19 protein-coding genes and 1 pseudogene are annotated in these 19669 nt (G+C 72.3%); 15 read left to right on the forward strand and 5 right to left on the reverse strand.

Features of this window, described 5'->3' with window-relative positions:
* Window positions 1-483: pseudogene (locus tag HET64_RS14565) on the forward strand (hypothetical protein); the annotation flags it as partial.
* A gap of 80 nt (window positions 484-563) precedes the next feature.
* Here the strand turns inward: HET64_RS14565 and HET64_RS14570 are convergent.
* Window positions 564-1706 (reverse strand): NADH-quinone oxidoreductase subunit D, encoded by a 1143-nt coding sequence (locus HET64_RS14570; protein ID WP_215105573.1) that lies wholly within the window; start codon window positions 1704-1706, stop codon window positions 564-566.
* A gap of 37 nt (window positions 1707-1743) precedes the next feature.
* Window positions 1744-2748, reverse strand: a complete 1005-nt coding sequence (locus tag HET64_RS14575; RefSeq protein WP_215105575.1) for an SAM-dependent methyltransferase — start codon at window positions 2746-2748, stop codon at window positions 1744-1746.
* Between the two features lie 96 nt (window positions 2749-2844).
* On the opposite strand from HET64_RS14575, the gene HET64_RS14580 reads away from it, so the two are divergent.
* On the forward strand, window positions 2845-4047 hold the full coding sequence (locus HET64_RS14580; protein WP_215105577.1) for a sensor histidine kinase: 1203 nt from the start codon (window positions 2845-2847) through the stop codon (window positions 4045-4047).
* 85 nt (window positions 4048-4132) lie between these two features.
* Window positions 4133-4813 carry a response regulator transcription factor gene (locus HET64_RS14585; protein WP_215105579.1) on the forward strand — a complete coding sequence of 227 codons (681 nt, stop codon included), beginning with the start codon at window positions 4133-4135 and terminating at the stop codon, window positions 4811-4813.
* 13 nt (window positions 4814-4826) lie between these two features.
* Here the strand turns inward: HET64_RS14585 and HET64_RS14590 are convergent, their stop codons facing one another.
* The gene (locus tag HET64_RS14590; protein WP_215105614.1) at window positions 4827-5942 is read right to left on the reverse strand and encodes a DUF5937 family protein; all 1116 of its coding nucleotides are present in this window, start codon (window positions 5940-5942) and stop codon (window positions 4827-4829) included.
* Between the two features lie 104 nt (window positions 5943-6046).
* On the opposite strand from HET64_RS14590, the gene HET64_RS14595 reads away from it, so the two are divergent.
* Complete coding sequence (locus HET64_RS14595; protein ID WP_215105581.1) at window positions 6047-6229, forward strand: hypothetical protein; 183 nt, start codon at window positions 6047-6049, stop codon at window positions 6227-6229.
* Between the two features lie 60 nt (window positions 6230-6289).
* On the opposite strand, the gene HET64_RS14600 is transcribed toward HET64_RS14595, so the two are convergent.
* Window positions 6290-7453, reverse strand: coding sequence for a low specificity L-threonine aldolase (locus tag HET64_RS14600; RefSeq protein ID WP_215105583.1), 1164 nt, complete (start codon window positions 7451-7453; stop codon window positions 6290-6292).
* A 248-nt stretch (window positions 7454-7701) separates the two neighbouring features.
* Between HET64_RS14600 and HET64_RS14605 the strand changes: the two genes are divergently transcribed.
* From HET64_RS14605 to HET64_RS14650, 10 genes are all read left to right on the forward strand, one after another.
* Complete coding sequence (locus HET64_RS14605) at window positions 7702-8652, forward strand: Rossmann-like and DUF2520 domain-containing protein (protein ID WP_215105585.1); 951 nt, start codon at window positions 7702-7704, stop codon at window positions 8650-8652.
* 85 nt (window positions 8653-8737) lie between these two features.
* A complete protein-coding gene (panC, locus tag HET64_RS14610) occupies window positions 8738-9757 on the forward strand; it encodes a pantoate--beta-alanine ligase (RefSeq protein ID WP_215105587.1) in 1020 nt (339 codons plus the stop codon).
* Entirely contained in the window at window positions 9754-11445 is a 1692-nt protein-coding gene (locus HET64_RS14615; protein ID WP_215105589.1) for an L-aspartate oxidase, read from the forward strand. Before panC ends, HET64_RS14615 begins: the two co-directional genes overlap by 4 nt.
* 124 nt (window positions 11446-11569) lie before the next feature.
* A complete protein-coding gene (gene nadC, locus HET64_RS14620; RefSeq protein WP_308370049.1) occupies window positions 11570-12637 on the forward strand; it encodes a carboxylating nicotinate-nucleotide diphosphorylase in 1068 nt (355 codons plus the stop codon).
* Window positions 12637-13434, forward strand: coding sequence for a type III pantothenate kinase (locus HET64_RS14625; protein ID WP_097915092.1), 798 nt, complete (start codon window positions 12637-12639; stop codon window positions 13432-13434). The genes nadC and HET64_RS14625 overlap by 1 nt, the downstream gene beginning before the upstream one ends.
* 161 nt (window positions 13435-13595) lie before the next feature.
* Window positions 13596-14180, forward strand: coding sequence for a hypothetical protein (locus HET64_RS14630; RefSeq protein WP_215105623.1), 585 nt, complete (start codon window positions 13596-13598; stop codon window positions 14178-14180).
* Window positions 14181-14262: 82 nt separating this feature from the next.
* Window positions 14263-14442, forward strand: coding sequence for a hypothetical protein (locus tag HET64_RS14635; protein ID WP_215105591.1), 180 nt, complete (start codon window positions 14263-14265; stop codon window positions 14440-14442).
* A 131-nt stretch (window positions 14443-14573) separates the two neighbouring features.
* Window positions 14574-15029 carry a BlaI/MecI/CopY family transcriptional regulator gene (locus HET64_RS14640; protein ID WP_215105593.1) on the forward strand — a complete coding sequence of 152 codons (456 nt, stop codon included), beginning with the start codon at window positions 14574-14576 and terminating at the stop codon, window positions 15027-15029.
* 9 nt (window positions 15030-15038) lie between these two features.
* Complete coding sequence (locus tag HET64_RS14645) at window positions 15039-15608, forward strand: amino-acid N-acetyltransferase (protein WP_251145313.1); 570 nt, start codon at window positions 15039-15041, stop codon at window positions 15606-15608.
* 144 nt (window positions 15609-15752) lie between these two features.
* Entirely contained in the window at window positions 15753-16088 is a 336-nt protein-coding gene (locus HET64_RS14650) for an Lsr2 family protein (RefSeq protein ID WP_003968298.1), read from the forward strand.
* Here the strand turns inward: HET64_RS14650 and HET64_RS14655 are convergent.
* Window positions 16067-16669 carry an SCO3374 family protein gene (locus tag HET64_RS14655; protein ID WP_215105594.1) on the reverse strand — a complete coding sequence of 201 codons (603 nt, stop codon included), beginning with the start codon at window positions 16667-16669 and terminating at the stop codon, window positions 16067-16069. The two genes, HET64_RS14650 and HET64_RS14655, sit on opposite strands and share 22 nt — an antisense overlap.
* Window positions 16670-17119: 450 nt before the next feature.
* Between HET64_RS14655 and HET64_RS14660 the strand changes: the two genes are divergently transcribed.
* A complete protein-coding gene (locus HET64_RS14660) occupies window positions 17120-19648 on the forward strand; it encodes an ATP-dependent Clp protease ATP-binding subunit (protein WP_215105596.1) in 2529 nt (842 codons plus the stop codon).
* Window positions 19649-19669 lie beyond the last annotated feature (21 nt).

The following is a 19669-nucleotide window of genomic DNA, read 5'->3' on the forward strand; positions in this document are numbered from 1 at the left end:
GTCTGGGGCGTGGACCACCGTGACGGCAAGCTGCTGGTCGTTTCCGCCTACGGCTTCGTGGCGGAGATCGACCTGGCGGAGGGCACGTCGGTGGTTACCGATCTGGCCGGGGCGGGTGCCACCGTCGCCCCGGCACTCCCGAGCGTGAAGGCCCCGGCCTCCATCGCACCGGTGCGCGTGCCGCGCGCGACCCCGGCCGCCTCGGCCGTCGTCCCGTACGCCGCGCGCCGCAACCTGGCACCCCAGGGCAACTTCGACTTCTTCGGCGCCCAGAACGCCCAGAGCACCGCGAACGCCCAGAAGGTGAACGCCGCGATCGAGTCCGTGCAGAACGAGGACCTCGCGGACGTCGTCGGTGAGGAGGCGCTCGCCGCCCACCGCACGGGAGCCGTCGACAACCGGGCCGTCGGCAAGGTCATCGACCTCACCGCGCACGACGAGACCGAGCAGATCGAGGTGGCGGAACTGCGCGGCGCGGTCTGACGGCCCGAGGCTCCGAGAAGGGCCCAGGCCCCTACCCGTCGTTCTGCCGGTCGGATCCGCTCGTCGATCCGCCGGCCGGTCTACTTGTCGATGTCACCGACGACGAAGAACAGCGAGCCCAGGATCGCCACCATGTCGGCGACCAGGGTGCCCGGCAGCAGCTCGGTGAGCGCCTGGATGTTGTTGAACGAGGCGGAGCGCAGCTTCAGCCGGTAGGGCGTCTTCTCGCCCTTGGACACCAGGTAGTAGCCGTTGACGCCGAGCGGGTTCTCCGTCCAGGCGTAGGTGTGGCCCTCGGGCGCCTTGAGCACCTTGGGCAGCCGCTGGTTGATCGGCCCCGGCGCCAGGTGGGTCATCCGGTCCAGGCAGGCGTCCGCCAGGTCCAGGGAGTTGAGGGTCTGCTCCAGGAGGCACTCGAAGCGGGCCAGGCAGTCGCCCTCGGTCCGGGTGACGACCTCCAGGGTGTCCTGGAGCTCCCCGTAGGCGAGATACGGCTCGTCGCGCCGCAGGTCGAAGTCGACGCCCGAGGCACGGGCGATCGGCCCCGACACCCCGTACGCGTGCACCGCCGCGGCGGACAGCACGCCCACGTCGCGCGTACGGCCCCGGAAGATCTCGTTGCCGAGGACGAGGTTCTCGTACACGTCCATGCGGGAGCGGACGGAGGCGACGGCGTCGCGGACGCGGCCGGCCCAGCCCGCCGGGACGTCCTCCTTGAGCCCGCCGACCCGGTTGAACATGTAGTGCATGCGCCCGCCGGAGACCTCCTCCATCACCGCCTGGAGCTCCTCGCGCTCCCGGAAGGCGTGGAAGACCGGGGTGATGCCGCCGAGTTCGAGGGGGTAGGAGCCGAGGAACATCAGGTGGTTGAGGACCCGGTTCAGCTCGGCGAGCAGCGTCCGCGTCCACACGGCGCGCTCGGGGACCTCCATGCCGAGCATCCGCTCGACGGCCATCACCACGCCCAGCTCGTTCGAGAACGCGGAGAGCCAGTCGTGGCGGTTGGCGAGCATGATGATCTGCCGGTAGTCGCGCGCCTCGAAGAGCTTCTCGGCGCCCCGGTGCATGTAGCCGATGACCGGCTCCGCGTGCCGCACGCGCTCGCCGTCCAGCACGATCCGCAGCCGGAGGACCCCGTGCGTCGAGGGGTGCTGGGGACCGATGTTCAGCACCATGTCGGTGCTCTCCGCCGCTCCGCCGATGCCGATCGTCGTCTCCGTCATGCGGGACAGTATTCCCTGACGCCGACCCGCCACGGGGTCACCCGCGATCCGGCCGCACCGGCCCCACCCGGTGCAGCAGCCAGCCGAAGTCGCCGAGGCCGCCGCGGGCCGTCAGCTCCGCCGCCTCGCCCGCCGCCGCCAGTGCCCGTACGTAGCCCGCCGGATCGGTCGCGGCCAGGCCGATCGGCGGCCGGCCGCCACCGACGCCCAGCCGGTGCAGCGCCGCCCGCTGGTCGGTCAGCTCCGCGCTCGCGTACGGGACCGCCGCCGCGCAGGCGTCCAGCGCCACATGCGCGGTGACGTCGCGGGAACCGTCCGGCACCGGACGCACCTCGCGCCCGCCCCGGAAGCCGGTCAGCGTCCCGAAGGGCGGCCGGGCGCCCCGTACGTGCGCGTAGTCCACCGCCACCGCGAGACCGGCGGTGAGGGAGCCGACCGCCCGCGCCCAGGCAGCGTCCCGGGGCCGCCCGATCTCCGCCCGCTCGCCCGGCGCGGTCAGCGGCCACCAGCGCTCCAGCCATGCCGCGTCCGCCCCGCCCACCGCCTCGCCGAGGCGCTCCGCGCCGTCCGAGGTCCGCACCTGGACGTACCGGGGGACGCCGTCCGCGTCCGCCTCCGCCACCTCGGCGGGAACGTTGTCCAGCCACTCGTTGGCGAACAGCAGCCCGGTGACCCCCGCGGGCGGCTCCGCGCACCACTCGATCCGGGGGTCCAGGCCCGGCGGCCGGTCGGCGACCTCGACGGCGTACGCGGTCACGTCCGGCCCCCCGGGCAGCGCGGCCAGCGCCGCCAGGACTCCGGTCAGCAGCTCGCCGCGGCCCGCCCCGACGTCGACCAGCGCGACGGTGCCGGTACCCAGCTCCCGCGCCGTTCCGGTCAGCAGCCGGGCCACCGCCGCCGCGAAAAGGGGCGAGGCGTGGACCGACGTACGGAAGTGGCCCGCCGGCCCCTCCGGGCTCCGCGACGGGCTGCGATAAAAGCCCTCATCTCCGTACAGAGCGGCCTGAGCCGCCTCCCGCCACCCGCGCCACTCGTCCGTCACGTAGGCAAGTCTCCACCTTGGGGAGTACGGTCCCAGGACCCGGATCGACCCTCCGGTTGACCCGGGCACCGATCCGCTGTCCCTACGCTGGGTTACGTGCAGCGCCTCTACGATTTCATCCGCAGACACCCGACGGGCGTCGACGTCTTCTGGGCCGTCTTCCTCCTCGGGCTCTCCGGCATGTCGATGGTGTCGGGCACGTACGACGCGGGGCGTGAGGAGATCGTCGCCGTACCGGTGGTGCTGGGGCTCTCCACGGTGGTGGCGCTGCGCCGCAAGGCGCCGGAGAAGATGCTGCTGCTCGCCATCCTGGTGGGCGTCGCGCAGTTGGTGTTCAACGTCCGGCCGGGCATCGGGAACTTCGCCATGCTGGTGATCACGTACACCGTGGCCACGGTCGGCGAGCGCTGGGCGTCCCGGCTCGCCCTGGTGTGCAGCCTGAGCGCGGCGGCCCTGTCCCAGCTGCGGTGGGAGGCCGAGCCCGGGGGTTCCTGGGCCCAGGTGGTCTTCGTGACGATCATCATGACCGTGCCGTTCGTGCTGGCCTGGGTGCTCGGGGACTCGCTGCGGACCCGGCGGGCCTACTTCGACCAGCTGGAGGAGCGTGCCGCCCGCCTGGAGCGGGAACGCGAGGCGCAGTCCAAGGTCGCGGTCGCCGCCGAGCGGGCCCGGATCGCCCGTGAGCTGCACGACGTCGTCGCGCACAACGTGTCCGTGATGGTCGTCCAGGCCGACGGCGCCGCCTATGTCATGGACGCCGCCCCCGACCAGGCCAAGCAGGCCCTGGAGACCATCTCCAGCACCGGCCGCCAGGCGCTCGCGGAGATGCGGCGGCTGCTCGGGGTGCTGCGGACCGGTGACGCCCCGGAGAGCGGGGAGTACGTCCCCCAGCCCGATGTGGAGCAGATCGAGGACCTGGTCGCGCAGGTGCGGCAGACCGGCCTGGTGGTCGACTTCAAGGTGGAGGGCACGCCCCGCCCGCTGCCCAGCGGTGTGGAACTGACCGCGTACCGGGTCGTCCAGGAGGCCCTGACGAACACCCGCAAGCACGGCGGACCCGACGCCGGGGCCAGTGTCCGGCTGGTCTACTTCGACGACGGCCTCGGGCTGCTGATCGAGGACGACGGCCGGGGCGCGGCGCACGAACTGTACGAGGACGGCGGCGCGGACGGCGCCGGGCACGGGATGATCGGGATGCGGGAGCGGGTCGGCATGGTCGGCGGCACCCTGGACGCGGGGCCCCGGCCCGGCGGCGGATTCCGGATCAGCGCCCTGCTGCCGCTCAAGCCCCCGGGCTGACCCGCCGCCCGGTCGACCTGCCCCTCACGACCACGGCGACCCACCACGACCACCACGACCGACCCCAGGACAGGACACGATCCCCATGACCACGGCCATCCGCGTGATGCTCGTCGACGACCAGGTGCTGCTGCGGACCGGTTTCCGGATGGTGCTCGCGGCCCAGCCCGACATGGAGGTCGTGGCCGAGGCCGGGGACGGGGCGGAGGCGATCGAGACCCTGCGGTCCACCGCCGTCGACGTGGTGCTGATGGACGTCCGCATGCCCCGGCTGGACGGCGTCGAGGCGACCCGCCGCATCTGTGCGCAGCAGGACCCCCCGAAGGTGCTCATCCTGACCACCTTCGACCTCGACGAGTACGCCTTCTCCGGTCTGAAGGCGGGGGCCAGCGGCTTCATGCTGAAGGACGTGCCGCCCGCCGAGCTGCTCGCCGCGATCCGCTCGGTGCACAGCGGCGACGCGGTCGTCGCCCCCTCCACCACCCGCCGGCTGCTCGACCGCTTCTCGCCGATGCTGCCCAGCGGCGACAAGGAGCCGAAGAACAAGCACGTCGGCAAGCTCACCGAGCGGGAACGGGAAGTCATGCTCCTGGTCGCCCAGGGCCTGTCGAACGGGGAGATCGCGGCCCGGCTCGTGCTCTCCGAGGCCACGGTCAAGACGCACGTCGGCCGGATCCTCACCAAGCTGAACCTCCGCGACCGGGTCCAGGTCGTCGTCCTCGCCTACGAGACCGGCCTGGTCCGGGCCGGCGGCGGCGCGGGCTGAAGGACGCGGCGGCTCAGCGCAGGACGCCCTCCAGGAAGTCGCTGCCGAGCCGGGCGACGACCGTCAGGTCCAGCTGGTGCAGGACGTAGCGGCCGCGGCGGCGCGTCGTGACCAGGCCGGCCTTCTTGAGCATGGAGAGATGGCGGGAGACCTCGGGGGAGGTGATGCCGTTGGAGTCGGCCAGCTCGCCGGTGGTGTACGGGGAGCGGGCCAGGTTGCGGCAGAGCCGCATCCGCATCGGGTGGGCCAGCGCCTCCAGGCGCAGCTGGAGCAGTTCCACGGAGGCGGGCGCCGGCAGGTCGGGCAGATGGACCGGGTAGTGGATCACCGGTCGCCAGCCCGGGGCGTGCAGCACCATCAGATGCGGCCAGCCGAAGCTGGTCGGGATGAGCGTCAGGCCCCGGCCGACGCCCGGGTCGACCGCGGTGGTCCGGCCCTCGGACAGCTTGTCGATGTTGATCCGGCCCGCGCCCTCGTCCAGCGTCACGGCGGCCGACACCGCCCCGACCGCGTCGGCCAGTCCCTTGCGCCGCAGCAGCTCCGTCTTGTGCCGGGCGTCGGCGACCAGCTGGACGGAGACCCGGCGCCAGGTGTCGGCGAAGAACGCCTGGTCGCAGTCCTCGAAGAGCCGCCGGACCCAGCCGCGTACGGAGGCGGGGTCGGCCAGCAGCCGCCGGGTGAAGTCCATCTGCTGCGGGCCGCGCGCCGCCGCCAGGTCCAGGGCGCGGCCCCGCATCCCCGCGTCGTTCAGCGGTGACGGCGACCCGGCGCCGTAGTGGCTGGCGCAGGTGAACTCCAGGGCGGCGGCGACGAACCGTTCGTCGTCCAGTTCGTCCAGCAGGTCCAGGTCCTCGGCGAGCGTCGCCCCGGTCCTGCCGTCGCCGCCGCCCCGGATCCCGGCGAACGCCATGAACACGTCGGAGAAGGTGTTCCGCCAGAGGAACTCCGCCTCCAGCAGCCGGTCCGCGAGGTCGGGCTCCAGGGCCGTCGCGGTCGCGGTGGCCCAGCCGTGCAGCCCCGGATGGTGTCCGGGCTCGGAGAGCGCGTGCAGGGCGAGGCCCAGTTCGGCCAGGGGAGAGGTCGCGAAAACGACGCGGTCGGCGGGCAGGCCCGCGATGTCTATGTGCACGCTCACCCCTCCATAGTGGGGGTACGCGGGCGGGCCGTCGTGCCATTTGACGGGGGCCGTCAATCCACGCGCGGTGCCGCCGTGACCCGCACAGGCTGGGCCGCGTGAACGCCACCCAGCAGCACCTGCTCGACCTCCACCGCGCGGCCCGCCTGTCGCGGCCCGCGCCCCCGCCCCCGGGCCGCCACGACCGCTCGGTCCTGCGCGACCTGTACCGGCGCCTCCAGCGGAACCGGCGCCCCAGCAGACCGAGCGAGCCCGGCACATCCAGCCCGTCCGGCGCTTGAGGACGGAACCCCGAGGCCGGAGACCCCGCACCCGACAGGGCCCCGCCCCGGGACGCGCCCCTACGCCAGACCCCGCACGTACTCCACGAACCCCCGCACCGCGTCCCGCACGTCCTCGGCCGACCATGCGAGACCCGCCCCCGCCACCGTCACCTCGGTGCAGGAGACCCCGGGCGGCAGCCCCGTCCCGGCCGACCCCGCGAACCAGCGCCGGAACAGCGTCACGCCCGTCTCCTCGGCCTGCCGCACCGACGCCTCGTCCAGCACGTCGGCCCCGTACGGCAGCCAGACCTGGAACTGATGCGTGTGCGGCGGCTCCGGGCGCACCCGGAACCACGGCACCCCCGCCGCCGCGAACCCCTCGGCCAGCGCCCCGGCCACCACCTTCGCGTGGGCCACGTACGAGGGCAGGCGAGGCAGCTCCCGCTCCAGGCCCAGCAGCGCGGACAGCGCCGCCGGGTACTGCTGGAAGAGCTGCCCCCCGTACCGGTGGCGCCACACCCGGGCCTCCTCCACCAGCGTGGAGGGGCCCGCCAGCACCGCGCCCGACAGTCCGTCCAGGGACTTGTAGAACGACACGTACACGCTGTCCGCGAGGGCGGCGATCTCCGACAGCTCCCGCCCGAAGTGCGGTGCGCACTCCCACAGCCGCGCCCCGTCGAAGTGGACCACCGCGTCCCGCTCCCGGGCCGCCTCCACCACCGCCGTCAGCTCCTCCCAGGACGGCAGCACGAACCCGGCGTCCCGCAGCGGCAGTTCCAGCATCAGCGTCCCGAACGGCTCGGGGAACTCCCGGACCTCCCCGGCGCCCGGCAGCCTCGGCTCCGACGTCGGATGCACCGTGCGCAGCCCGCTCACCGCGCCCAGCGCCCCGCCCTCGTGCAGCTCCGGGTGGGACAGGGGGTGCAGCGCCACGGTCGCGTCGCCGGTACGCCCCGCCCAGCACCGCAGCGCGATCTGCTGGGCCATCGTCCCGGTCGGGAAGAACGCCGCCGCCTCCATCCCCAGCAGCCCGGCCACCCGCCGCTCCAGATCGGCGACGACCCCGCCCCCGTACACATCGGTCCAGTCCTCCGGATCGTGTACGGACGGGGCGTCGGCGGCCAGCGCCGTCAGCCGCTCGCCCAGCGTGCCGTCCGGGCCCACCCGGGCCAGCGTCCGCCGCGACGCCCGCCACGCGGTCAGCCGTCGCCGTCGTCGCTCCTGCTCATCCATGGTCACCATGGGACGATCATCACCCGGGGCTCCCAGCGCGCGCCCGCCGATTTCCGCCCGGTGTCCCGGCCCGGTCCGGAGCTGCGCCGGGGTCGGGAAGGGGCCGGGCCCAGGTCGGGAAGAGGTCGGGAAGAGGTCGGGCCGGGAAAGTTATCCACAGGCTGTGGGCGGCTGGACGGCTTCGCCGAAACGCTGGCGTAGCATGCAGAGAAATCGTCCGGTACCCCCCGCGGACTGGAACGGAAGGCCATCGCCGCGTGAACGCACCAGTTTCGAAGGAACCCCTCGACGCGAGGGACCGCCCCGCCCGACTCACGGTCGGCGTCGTCGGTGCGGGCCGGGTCGGACCCGCCCTCGCCGCCTCGCTCCAGCTCGCGGGACACCGTCCGGTCGCCGTGTCCGGCGTCTCCGACGCCTCCCGTCGCCGCGCCGCCGAGCTGCTCCCCGACGTGCCCCTGGTGGAGCCCGCCGAGGTGCTGGCCCGCGCCGAGCTGGTGCTGCTGACCGTCCCCGACGACGTGCTGCCCACGCTGGTCGAGGGCCTCGCCGAGACCGGCGCCGTACGGCCGGGCCAACTGCTCGTCCACACCTCCGGGCGGTACGGGGCGAGGGTGCTGGACCCCGCGCGGCGGGCCGGGGCCCTGCCGCTCGCGCTGCACCCCGCGATGACGTTCACCGGCACCGCCGTCGACGTGCAGCGGCTCGCGGGCTGCTCCTTCGGCGTCACCGCCCCCGAGGAACTGCGCCTCGCCGCCGAGGCCCTGGTCATCGAGATGGGCGGCGAGCCGGAGTGGATCGCCGAGGAGTCCCGCCCGCTCTACCACGCGGCCCTCGCACTCGGCGCGAACCACCTGGTCACCCTGGTCGCCCAGTCGATGGAGCTGCTGGCGAAGGCCGGAGTCGCCGCCCCCGACCGGATGCTCGGCCCGCTGCTCGGCGCGGCCCTGGACAACGCCCTGCGCTCCGGCGACGCCGCGCTGACCGGCCCGGTCGCCCGGGGTGACGCGGGGACGGTCGCCGCCCACATCGGCGAGCTGCGCGAGCACGCCCCGCAGGCGGTGGCCGGATACATCGCGATGGCCCGCGCCACGGCCGACCGGGCGCTCGCCCACGGCCTGCTCAAGGCCGAGCTGGCCGAGGACCTCCTCGTCGTCCTGGCCGACCAGGAACGCCGCCCCGGCGGCCCCGGACCGGGGGAGACCCGATGAAGCCGATCACCAGCCGCACGATCACCAGCTGTACGGGACCGGCCCCGGCGCCGGTCACCGGCTGTACGGGACCGGGGAAGACCCGATGACCCGCACGGTCCGGCCCGCACTCCTGCGCACCGCCGCCGAGCTGGACGCGCTGTCCCGCCCCGCCGGGGCGGAGCGGGCCGTCGTCATGACGATGGGCGCGCTCCACGAGGGCCACGCCGCCCTGATCCGGGCCGCCCGCGCGGCGGCCGGCCCGGACGGCCAGGTGGTGGCCACCGTCTTCGTGAACCCGCTCCAGTTCGGCGAGGCCGCCGACCTGGACCGCTATCCGCGCACCCTGGACGCCGACCTGGAGATCGCCGCGGCGGCGGGGGCCGACGCGGTCTTCGCCCCCGGCGTGGACGAGGTCTACCCCGGCGGAGAGCCCCAGGTCCGCATCACCGCGGGCCCCATGGGCGAGCGTCTCGAAGGCGCGGCCCGCCCCGGGCACTTCGACGGGATGCTCACCGTCGTCGCCAAGCTCCTCCACCTCACCCGCCCCGACGAGGCGTTCTACGGGCAGAAGGACGCCCAGCAGCTCGCCCTGATCCGCCGCATGGTCCGCGACCTGAACTTCGGCGTCCGCATCACCGGCGTGCCCACCGTCCGGGACGCGGACGGCCTCGCGCTCTCCAGCCGCAACCGCTTCCTGACCGCCACGGAGCGGCACACCGCGCTCGCCCTGCCCCGCGCCCTGTTCGCGGCCCGCGACCGGCTCGCCGCCCAGCAGGCACTGCACGAGCGGGCCCGGGCCACCGCGCCCGGCGGCGACCGGGCCGCCGGTCTCAACCGGCTTGGCGAGGCCCGCGCCGCCGCCGACGCCCAGGCCGTGGCGCTGGCCCGGCCCAACGGGGCGCCCGCCGCCGTCCGGGCCGCCGCGCGGACGATCCTGGAGGAGGCCGCCGCCCGGGACAGGGCGCCGCTCGCCCTCGACTACCTGGCCCTGGTGGACCCGGCGGACTTCACCGAGATCCCGGACGACCGCGAGAGCGGGGAGGCGATCCTCGCCGTCGCGGCCCGGGTCGGGGACACCCGCCTCATCGACAACATCCCCCTCACCTTCGGAGCCCTGACGTGACCGGAATACGGCTGACCGCCCCCGCCCCCGGCTGGGCCATCGACGCGGACGTCGTGGTGGTCGGCTCCGGCGTCGCCGGGCTCACCACGGCACTGCGCTGCGCCGCCGCCGGGCTGGACACCGTCGTCGTCACCAAGGCCCGCCTCGACGACGGCTCGACCCGCTGGGCCCAGGGCGGCATCGCCGCCGCGCTCGGTGAGGGCGACACCCCCGAGCAGCACCTCGACGACACCCTCGTCGCGGGCGCGGGCCTCTGCGACGAGGAGGCCGTGCGCACCCTGGTCACCGAGGGCCCCGACGCCGTACGCCGGCTGATCACCACCGGCGCGCACTTCGACACCACCGACAGCGGCGACATCGCGCTGACCCGCGAGGGCGGCCACCACCGCCGCCGCATCGCCCACGCGGGCGGCGACGCGACCGGTGCGGAGATCTCCCGCGCCCTGGTCGGCGCGGTCCGCGAGGCCGCCCTGCACACCATCGAGAACGCCCTGGTCCTGGATCTGCTCACGGACGCCGAAGGGCGTACGGCGGGCGTCTCGCTGCACGTCATGGGCGAGGGCCAGCACGACGGCGTCGGCGCGGTCCGGGCCCCCTCGGTCGTCCTGGCCACCGGCGGCATGGGGCAGGTCTTCTCCGCCACCACCAACCCCCCCGTCTCCACCGGCGACGGGGTGGCACTCGCGCTGCGGGCCGGGGCGGAGGTCTCCGACCTGGAGTTCGTCCAGTTCCATCCGACCGTCCTGTTCCTCGGCGCGGACTCCGAGGGCCAGCAGCCGCTGGTCTCCGAAGCGGTACGCGGCGAGGGCGCGCATCTCGTCGACGGCGACGGCGTCCGCTTCATGCTCGGACAGCACGAGCTGGCCGAGCTGGCCCCCCGCGACATCGTCGCCAAGGCCATCACCCGCCGCATGCTCGACCAGGGCGCCGAGCACATGTATCTCGACGCCCGGCACTTCGGGGCGCGGATGTGGGAGCAGCGCTTCCCCACCATCCTGGCCGCCTGCCGGTCCCACGGCATCGACCCGGTGACCGAGCCGGTCCCGGTCGCCCCGGCCGCGCACTACGCCTCCGGCGGCGTCCGCACCGACCTGCGGGGCCGCACCACCGTCCCCGGCCTGTACGCCTGCGGCGAGGTCGCCTGCACCGGTGTGCACGGGGCCAACCGCCTCGCGTCCAACTCCCTCCTGGAGGGTCTGGTCTTCGCCGAGCGCATCGCCGCCGACATCGCCGGGGCCCGCCCGCCCCGCACCGAACCGGCCGGGAGCCCGGACGCCGGCGACCCCGTCCCGCTGCTGGCCCCCGAGGCCCGTACGGCTCTCCAGCGCGCCATGACCCGGGGCGCCGGAGTCCTGCGCTCCGCCGACAGCCTGGCCGCCGCCGCCGGGGAGCTGGAGGCCCTGCACCGCGACGCCGCCGCCGACGCGGAGGTGCCGAGCGGCGCCAAGGCGGTCGTCCCCGGGGTCGACGCCTGGGAGGTCACCAACCTGCTCCTGGTCTCCCGGGTCCTGGTCGCCGCCGCCCGGGACCGCGAGGAGCCCCGCGGCTGCCACTGGCGCGAGGACCGGCCCGACCGCGACGACGCCCACGGCCGCCGCCACCTGGTCGTCCGCATCGCGCAGGACCGCACCCCGGTCGTCCACCGCACGGAGACCGCCGCATTCCCCCCCGTACGCCCGTCGGATTGAGCAGACTGCTGGGGAGCAGACCGCTGGAAGCGGCCGCACCGCCGGACACCAGGGCGGCACCGGCAGCACACGAGAAGCACCCGCCCTGCCCGCACCACCCGCCACGCCCCGAGGAGCCGTCACCGTGAGCACGCCCGAAGAGAATCCGCGCCCCACACCCGTGGACGTACCGCTGATCAGCGTCGGCGCGCCCGCATCCTCCGCACCGGCGGGAGGCGGCTGCGGCGACGGCTGCGGCTGCGGCGGTGACGACGGATTCGACCCCGAAGCCCTGGAGTGCGGCCTGGACCCCGCGCTCGCCCTGCTGCTGGCCCGGGCGGGGCTCGACCCCGTCCAGGTCGAGGACGTCGCCCATGTGGCGATCGAGGAGGACCTCGACGGCGGGGTGGACGTCACGACCGTGGCGACCGTCCCCGAGGACGCCGTGATCACCGGTGACTTCACCGCCCGCGAGGCGGGCGTGGTCGCCGGGCTCCGGGTCGCCGAGGCGGTCCTGTCGATCGTCTGCACCGAGGAGTTCGAGGTCGAGCGGCACGTCGAGGACGGCGACCGGATCGCCCCCGGCGAGAAGCTGCTGACCGTCACCACCCGCACCCGTGACCTGCTGACCGGCGAGCGCAGCGCGCTGAACCTGCTCTGCCACCTCTCGGGCATCGCGACCGCCACCCGCGCCTGGGCGGACGTGCTGGAGGGCAGCAAGGCCGAGGTCCGCGACACCCGCAAGACGACGGCGGGCCTGCGCGCGCTGGAGAAGTACGCGGTGCGCTGCGGCGGCGGCGTCAACCACCGGATGTCGCTCTCCGACGCGGCGCTGGTCAAGGACAACCACGTGATCGCCGCGGGCGGCGTCGCCGAGGCGTTTCTGCGGGTCCGCGCCGAGTTCCCCGAGCTGCCCATCGAGGTCGAGGTCGACACGATGGACCAGGTCCGTGAGGTGCTGGACGCGGGCGCCGACCTGATCCTGCTGGACAACTTCACCCCGGCCGAGACCGCCGAGGCCGTCGCCCTGGTCGCCGGCCGGGCGATGCTGGAGTCCTCCGGCCGCCTGACCCTCGAATCGGCCCGCGCCTACGCCGACGCGGGCGTCGACTACCTCGCGGTCGGGGCGCTCACCCACTCCTCGCCGATCCTCGACATCGGCCTGGACTTCCGCGACGCCGACGCCTCCGCCACCGACGGGGCCGACGCCTGATGCTGCTCACCATCGACGTCGGCAACACGCACACGGTCCTCGGCCTCTTCGACGGCGAGGAGATCGTCGAGCACTGGCGGATCTCCACGGACGCCCGGCGCACCGCCGACGAGCTGGCCGTCCTGCTCCAGGGCCTGATGGGCATGCACCCGCTGCTCGGCATGGAGCTGGGCGACGGCATCGAGGGCATCGCGATCTGCGCCACCGTCCCCTCGGTCCTGCACGAACTGCGCGAGGTCACCCGCCGCTACTACGGCGACGTCCCCGCCGTCCTGGTGGAGCCCGGCGTCAAGACGGGCGTGCCGATCCTGATGGACAACCCCAAGGAGGTCGGCGCGGACCGCATCATCAACGCGGTCGCCGCCGTCGAGCTCTACGGGGGCCCGGCGATCGTCGTCGACTTCGGCACCGCCACCACCTTCGACGCGGTCTCCCCGCGTGGCGAGTACACCGGCGGGGTGATCGCCCCCGGCATCGAGATCTCGGTCGAGGCCCTCGGCGTCAAGGGCGCCCAGCTCCGCAAGATCGAGCTGGCCCGGCCGCGCAGCGTGATCGGCAAGAACACCGTCGAGGCCATGCAGTCCGGCATCGTCTACGGCTTCGCGGGCCAGGTCGACGGGGTGGTGGCCCGGATGAAGAAGGAGCTGGCCGCCGACCCGGACGACGTCACCGTCATCGCGACGGGCGGCCTTGCTCCGATGGTGTTGGGGGAGTCCTCGGTCATCGACGAGCACGAGCCGTGGCTGACGCTCATCGGGCTGCGCCTGGTGTACGAGCGGAACGTCTCCCGGTCGTAGGGGCGTCCTGCCGGGACCGGGCGGTACCCGCGGCGAGGGCCGCGGGCGGGGGCCGGGACACCGGCGGGGTACGCCGCGCCACCGACGACCAGTTAAACGGATTTTGTCCATTTAGCACGTATTGTCGCGTTATGCCCACGCCCTACGGTTCACGAGGCGGCATGGCGTTCAGCGCGGACGAGCTGCGGGTGCTCCGACGTGCCCTCGCCATCGCCCTCCACCCCATGCCCCTGTCCGACGAGGACGTCCAGGACTGCCTGCGGCTCGCCGGCTCCGTGGACGAGGCGGCCGGCGAGGCGGGTCGGCTGCGAGCGTTCCTCCTCGCCGACCTCGCCCGCTACCGCAACGCCCTCCCCGGCTCCGCCGCCGGCTACCTGGAGCTGCTCCAGGACGCCCTGGCGGCCGGCTACGACCCCCGCCCGGACGATCTGGCCGCCCTGCGGGCCCTGCGCGGCGGGCGGCTCGCGGCGGCCCTCCTGGAGCGCTGCCAGGTGCTCGCCGAGCGTTCCGTACGGGCCCGGCTCGCCGGCCGCTCCGCGGGGCTCACGGCCCCCGGGCCCCGCAGCCGGCTGCTCGCCCTGCCCGGCGGCCGCGCCGCCGACCGGGAACCGGACCGGCCCAGGACCCCGGCAACCCCGGACCACCCGCGGAAACCCGGCGACCGTCCGATGCCCAAGCCCTCCGAGGTCTTCCCGCCGCGCCGCCGTCCCGCGCCGCCGCCGTCCGAGGAGCGGGCGGCCGGCTGACCTCCGTTCGGCGTCCGACGCGGCGGCCTCCCACCGGGAGGTCGCCGCGTCGGGCCGTTCCGGGCTCGCTACTCTGGACGGCATGGACTACGTATCCGCGCTCGTGCCCCCCGTGGTGATGGCCGTCTTCTTCGTCTCCCTGATCGTGATCATCGTCAAGAGCCAGGGTGGTCCGAACAAGACCAAGGAGGACGCCGTGGTGGACGCGGCGCTCGCCCGCGCGGAATCCGTGAAGCAGACCGCTCGTCCGGAGAATGTCTGATCGCGCGAGCGGTCCGCCCGCCCCGCGATCCCCTCGACGCGCACCCCGGAGCGCACGACTCGTCGGAGCCGTGCGCTCTTTTGCTGCGTAAATACAGGATCATTCAGGACATCTGGCACTAAAGTGATCCTGTGCCCCGCCAATTGGGAGACCTCGAAGACGCCGTGATGACACGCGTCTGGCAATGGAACCGACCGGTCACCGTGCGGGAAGTCCTTGAGGACCTTCAGCAGGAACGGTCCATCGCCTACACGACCGTGATGACGGTAATGGACAATCTCCATCAGAAGGGCTGGGTCCGCAGGGAAGTCGACGGCCGGGCCTATCGATATACGGCCGTCTCCACCAGGGCCGCCTACTCGGCCGCACTGATGAACGAAGCGTGGTCGCGCAGCGACAACCCCGCCGCCGCTCTTGTCGCGTTCTTCGGCATGATGTCCGCCGAACAGCGCGAAGCACTGCAGGACGCTGTTCGCATGGTTTCCCCCAACCTCGCCGAAACCCCCGGCAACCCCGCGGAACCGACCGCCGGTGCCACCGGAGATGACGCCCCGGCCGATGACGTGCCGCCGGAGAGCGGGAGATAGCGTCGGGGCATGTCCTCAGAGCAGCCGCAAAACGATCCGGATACCGAACTCCATACCGACCCGTCGGTAAATAAGCCCGCGATCACCGTCCGACGGGCCAGGACGAGTGATGTCGCGTCCGTACGACGACTCCTCGACGGGTACGTGTCCGGAGGCATCCTGCTCGACAAAGCGACCGTCACCCTTTACGAGGACATCCAGGAGTTCTGGGTGGCGGAACGCGACGAGGACGCGACGGTCATCGGCTGCGGCGCACTTCATGTCATGTGGGAAGACCTGGCGGAAGTGCGGACCCTTGCCGTCGACCCCCGCATCAAGGGCGGGGGAGTCGGGCATCACGTACTGGACAAGCTCTTGCAGACCGCGCGATGGCTCGGTGTCCGCAGGGTTTTCTGTCTCACCTTCGAAGTGGACTTCTTCGCGAAGCACGGCTTCGTCGAGATCGGGGAGACGCCTGTTGACACCGATGTCTACAGTGAGCTCCTGCGTTCGTACGACGAGGGTGTCGCGGAGTTCCTCGGTCTCGAACGAGTGAAGCCGAACACCTTGGGCAACAGCCGGATGCTTCTGCACCTGTGATCTGCAGAAGGACCTGCAACCCTATGTCCGAATCGCGCACGTTTCCCGTCTTCTCCGGCTGCTGAACCTCTGCAGGGGGTTTGTGTTTTCGAGAGAAAAGCGGTTTCCTTTCCGCGTACTCCATTTTCGATGAAAGGAAATCCCGTGGCACAGAAGGTTCAGGTCCTTCTTGTCGATGACCTCGACGGCGTCGAGGCCGATGAGACCGTCACGTTCGCCCTTGACGGCAAGACGTACGAGATCGACCTCACCACGGCCAACGCGGACAAGCTTCGTGGCCTTCTCGAGCCCTACACCAAGGGTGGACGTCGCACCGGTGGCCGTGCCGCCACGGGCCGTGGCAAGGGCCGCGCCGTAGCCGGCGGTAACAAGGACACCGCGGAAATCCGCCGGTGGGCGCGGGAGAACGGCCACAATGTGAATGACCGCGGCCGCGTTCCCGCCGAGATCCGCGAGGCTTACGAGAAGGCCAACGGCTGATCCGTTCCACCCCTTGTCGGCGCCCCGGAACGGGCGCGTGACAGTCGGACCCGATGGCATTCGGTTGCCGCGGCGTCCACCAGGCGTACGAGATCGGGGGCATCCCCACCGCTGCTCCCGAAGCCCGCGAGGGCCGGCAGCATCCTCTCGGGCGCACGCCTCGGCTCTGGGGGCCGCAGCCACACAGCGGCCCCCGGCGAGTCCCCCGGGGCGCCCGGGAGAGGCGGGGCCGTGACGCGGCCCCCCGCGCCCACGGCGGTCAGGTCGAGTGCGACCGGGCCCCACTCCAGCCAGTCGAGCAGCCCCGGCAGCTCATCGGCGCCGCCCGCGGCGACCAGCAGCCCCATCCGCGTACCGGACAGCAGTGCGGGACCGGTGCGCACCCCGCGCCGCAGCACGGCGTGACCGGCCTCGGCGGGCAGCTCCAGCACATCGAAGAGCGCCCCGGTGAGCAGTCGCAGCGGAGCCCGTCCCGCGGTGGCCCAGCCCAGCTCCCTCGCGTACCGCTGAGCGAGTGCGGCATCGGCCGGACCCGGAGCGGCATCGGGTGACGATCGGGGCTGAGGGACGGTGGGAGGCATGTCCGATGAACCGCCGAACCACCCCCGGAGTTACGCAGGGTTCCCGCCGCGTCACGTTCAGTCCTGGCCTTGGGGGCGCGCGAGAGCATTCAGCAGCGCAAGGATGTTCGCCCGTAGCGGAGGGAACCGGGGCGCGCCGCATGGACTGTCAGTGATTGCGGGTAAGACTTTCCTAGTGGGAAGGGGCGACACGCTGGCCGAGGCGTCTCACGTTCGCCATCGGCGTACTGGCGAAAGGGGTATCTGCCTGGCCTGCGGGAACATCGTCTCGCACCATCGGGTTGGAGCAGTTGTCAGCTGTTCGGCAGTAAGAATCCCCGCCCGGCGCGGGGTGATCCGGACGGATGTCGGCAGTTGGAATGAGCTGTCCCGTCCTGCGGGACTAGCATGCGGAAGGACTGGGAGGGGACCGACCCCTCACTGACCGACCGCTCTGAGGAGCGATTAACGATGTTCGAGAGGTTCACCGACCGCGCGCGGCGGGTTGTCGTCCTGGCTCAGGAAGAAGCCCGGATGCTCAACCACAACTACATCGGCACCGAGCACATCCTCCTGGGCCTGATCCATGAGGGTGAGGGTGTCGCCGCTAAGGCCCTGGAGAGCCTCGGGATTTCGCTCGAGGCGGTCCGCCAGCAGGTGGAGGAGATCATCGGGCAGGGGCAGCAGGCTCCTTCCGGGCACATCCCCTTCACTCCGCGAGCCAAGAAGGTCCTGGAGCTGTCGCTCCGCGAGGCACTTCAGCTGGGCCACAACTACATCGGCACCGAGCACATCCTGCTCGGCCTGATCCGCGAGGGCGAGGGCGTCGCCGCCCAGGTCCTCGTGAAGCTGGGCGCCGACCTGAACCGGGTCCGGCAGCAGGTCATCCAGCTGCTTTCCGGGTATTCGGGCGGCAAGGAGGCGGCCACCGCAGGCGGTCCCGCCGAGGGCACGCCCTCCACGTCCCTGGTGCTCGACCAGTTCGGCCGGAACCTCACCCAGGCCGCTCGTGAGTCCAAGCTCGACCCGGTCATCGGGCGCGAGAAGGAGATCGAGCGGGTCATGCAGGTGCTGTCCCGCCGGACCAAGAACAACCCGGTCCTCATCGGCGAGCCCGGAGTCGGCAAGACGGCGGTCGTCGAGGGCCTGGCCCAGGCGATCGTCAAGGGCGAGGTGCCCGAGACCCTCAAGGACAAGCACCTCTACACCCTGGACCTCGGCGCCCTGGTCGCCGGCTCCCGGTACCGGGGTGACTTCGAGGAGCGCCTGAAGAAGGTCCTCAAGGAGATCCGCACCCGCGGCGACATCATCCTGTTCATCGACGAGCTCCACACGCTCGTCGGCGCGGGTGCCGCCGAAGGCGCCATCGACGCGGCTTCGATCCTGAAGCCCATGCTGGCGCGCGGTGAGCTCCAGACCATCGGGGCCACCACGCTCGACGAGTACCGCAAGCACCTGGAGAAGGACGCGGCCCTGGAGCGCCGCTTCCAGCCCATCCAGGTCGCGGAGCCGTCGCTGCCGCACACCATCGAGATCCTCAAGGGTCTGCGCGACCGTTACGAGGCGCACCACCGGGTCTCCATCACGGACGAGGCGCTGGTCCAGGCCGCGACCCTGGCCGACCGGTACATCTCGGACCGCTTCCTGCCGGACAAGGCGATCGACCTGATCGACGAGGCCGGTTCCCGGATGCGCATCCGCCGGATGACCGCGCCGCCGGACCTCCGCGAGTTCGACGAGAAGATCGCGGGCGTCCGCCGCGACAAGGAGTCGGCCATCGACTCCCAGGACTTCGAGAAGGCGGCTTCCCTCCGTGACAAGGAGAAGCAGCTGCTGGCGGCGAAGGCCAAGCGGGAGAAGGAATGGAAGGCCGGCGACATGGACGTCGTCGCCGAGGTCGACGGCGAGCTCATCGCCGAAGTCCTGGCCACGGCCACCGGAATCCCGGTCTTCAAGCTGACGGAGGAGGAGTCCTCCCGTCTGCTGCGCATGGAGGACGAGCTCCACAAGCGCGTCATCGGGCAGAAGGACGCCATCAAGGCCCTTTCGCAGGCGATCCGCCGTACGCGAGCCGGTCTGAAGGACCCGAAGCGCCCCGGTGGCTCGTTCATCTTCGCCGGCCCGTCCGGCGTCGGTAAGACCGAGCTCTCCAAGACGCTCGCCGAATTCCTCTTCGGCGACGAGGACGCGCTGATCTCCCTCGACATGTCGGAGTTCAGCGAGAAGCACACGGTTTCCCGCCTCTTCGGTTCGCCCCCCGGCTACGTGGGCTACGAGGAGGGTGGGCAGCTCACCGAGAAGGTGCGCCGCAAGCCGTTCTCCGTCGTCCTCTTCGACGAGGTCGAGAAGGCCCACCCCGATATCTTCAATTCCCTGCTCCAGATTCTGGAGGACGGTCGCCTGACCGACTCCCAGGGTCGGGTCGTGGACTTCAAGAACACGGTCATCATCATGACGACCAACCTCGGGACCCGGGACATCTCGAAGGGCTTCAACCTGGGCTTCGCCGCCCAGGGCGACGTCAAGTCGAACTACGAGCGGATGAAGACCAAGGTCAACGAAGAGCTCAAGCAGCACTTCCGGCCGGAATTCCTCAACCGTGTCGACGACACGGTGGTCTTCCACCAGCTGACCGAGGAAGACATCGTCCAGATCGTCGACCTCATGCTCGACAAGGTCGACGAGCGTCTCAAGGACCGCGACATGGGCATCGAGCTCAGTGCCGAGGCCAAGGCGCTGCTGGCGAAGAAGGGCTACGACCCCGTGATGGGCGCCCGGCCGCTGCGCCGGACGATCCAGCGGCAGATCGAGGACATCCTCTCCGAGAAGATCCTCTTCGGTGAGCTGCGTCCCGGTCACATCGTGGTCGTGGGCACCGAGGGCGAGGGTGACGAGAAGACGTTCACCTTCCGCGGCGAGGAGAAGTCGGCTCTGCCCGACGTCCCGCCGATCGAGCAGGCGGCAGGCGGCGCCGGCCCGAACCTCACGAAGGACGCGTGACGCCCGCATAGGGCACAACGT

The organism is Streptomyces sp. McG3 (assembly GCF_018619185.1).
In the GTDB taxonomy this organism is placed as follows: domain Bacteria; phylum Actinomycetota; class Actinomycetes; order Streptomycetales; family Streptomycetaceae; genus Streptomyces.

Bases quoted from the DNA above. Each gene is read 5' to 3' on its own strand.
- HET64_RS14635 (WP_215105591.1), top strand. From the start codon at position 14,263: ATGGACTACGTATCCGCGCTCGTGCCCCCCGTGGTGATGGCCGTCTTC.
- HET64_RS14655 (WP_215105594.1), bottom strand. From the start codon at position 16,669: ATGCCTCCCACCGTCCCTCAGCCCCGATCGTCACCCGATGCCGCTCCG.
- HET64_RS14660 (WP_215105596.1), top strand. From the start codon at position 17,120: ATGTTCGAGAGGTTCACCGACCGCGCGCGGCGGGTTGTCGTCCTGGCT.
- HET64_RS14625 (WP_097915092.1), top strand. From the start codon at position 12,637: ATGCTGCTCACCATCGACGTCGGCAACACGCACACGGTCCTCGGCCTC.
- HET64_RS14645 (WP_251145313.1), top strand. From the start codon at position 15,039: ATGTCCTCAGAGCAGCCGCAAAACGATCCGGATACCGAACTCCATACC.
- HET64_RS14600 (WP_215105583.1), bottom strand. From the start codon at position 7,453: ATGGTGACCATGGATGAGCAGGAGCGACGACGGCGACGGCTGACCGCG.
- HET64_RS14570 (WP_215105573.1), bottom strand. From the start codon at position 1,706: ATGACGGAGACGACGATCGGCATCGGCGGAGCGGCGGAGAGCACCGAC.
- HET64_RS14585 (WP_215105579.1), top strand. From the start codon at position 4,133: ATGACCACGGCCATCCGCGTGATGCTCGTCGACGACCAGGTGCTGCTG.
- panC (WP_215105587.1), top strand. From the start codon at position 8,738: ATGACCCGCACGGTCCGGCCCGCACTCCTGCGCACCGCCGCCGAGCTG.
- HET64_RS14630 (WP_215105623.1), top strand. From the start codon at position 13,596: ATGGCGTTCAGCGCGGACGAGCTGCGGGTGCTCCGACGTGCCCTCGCC.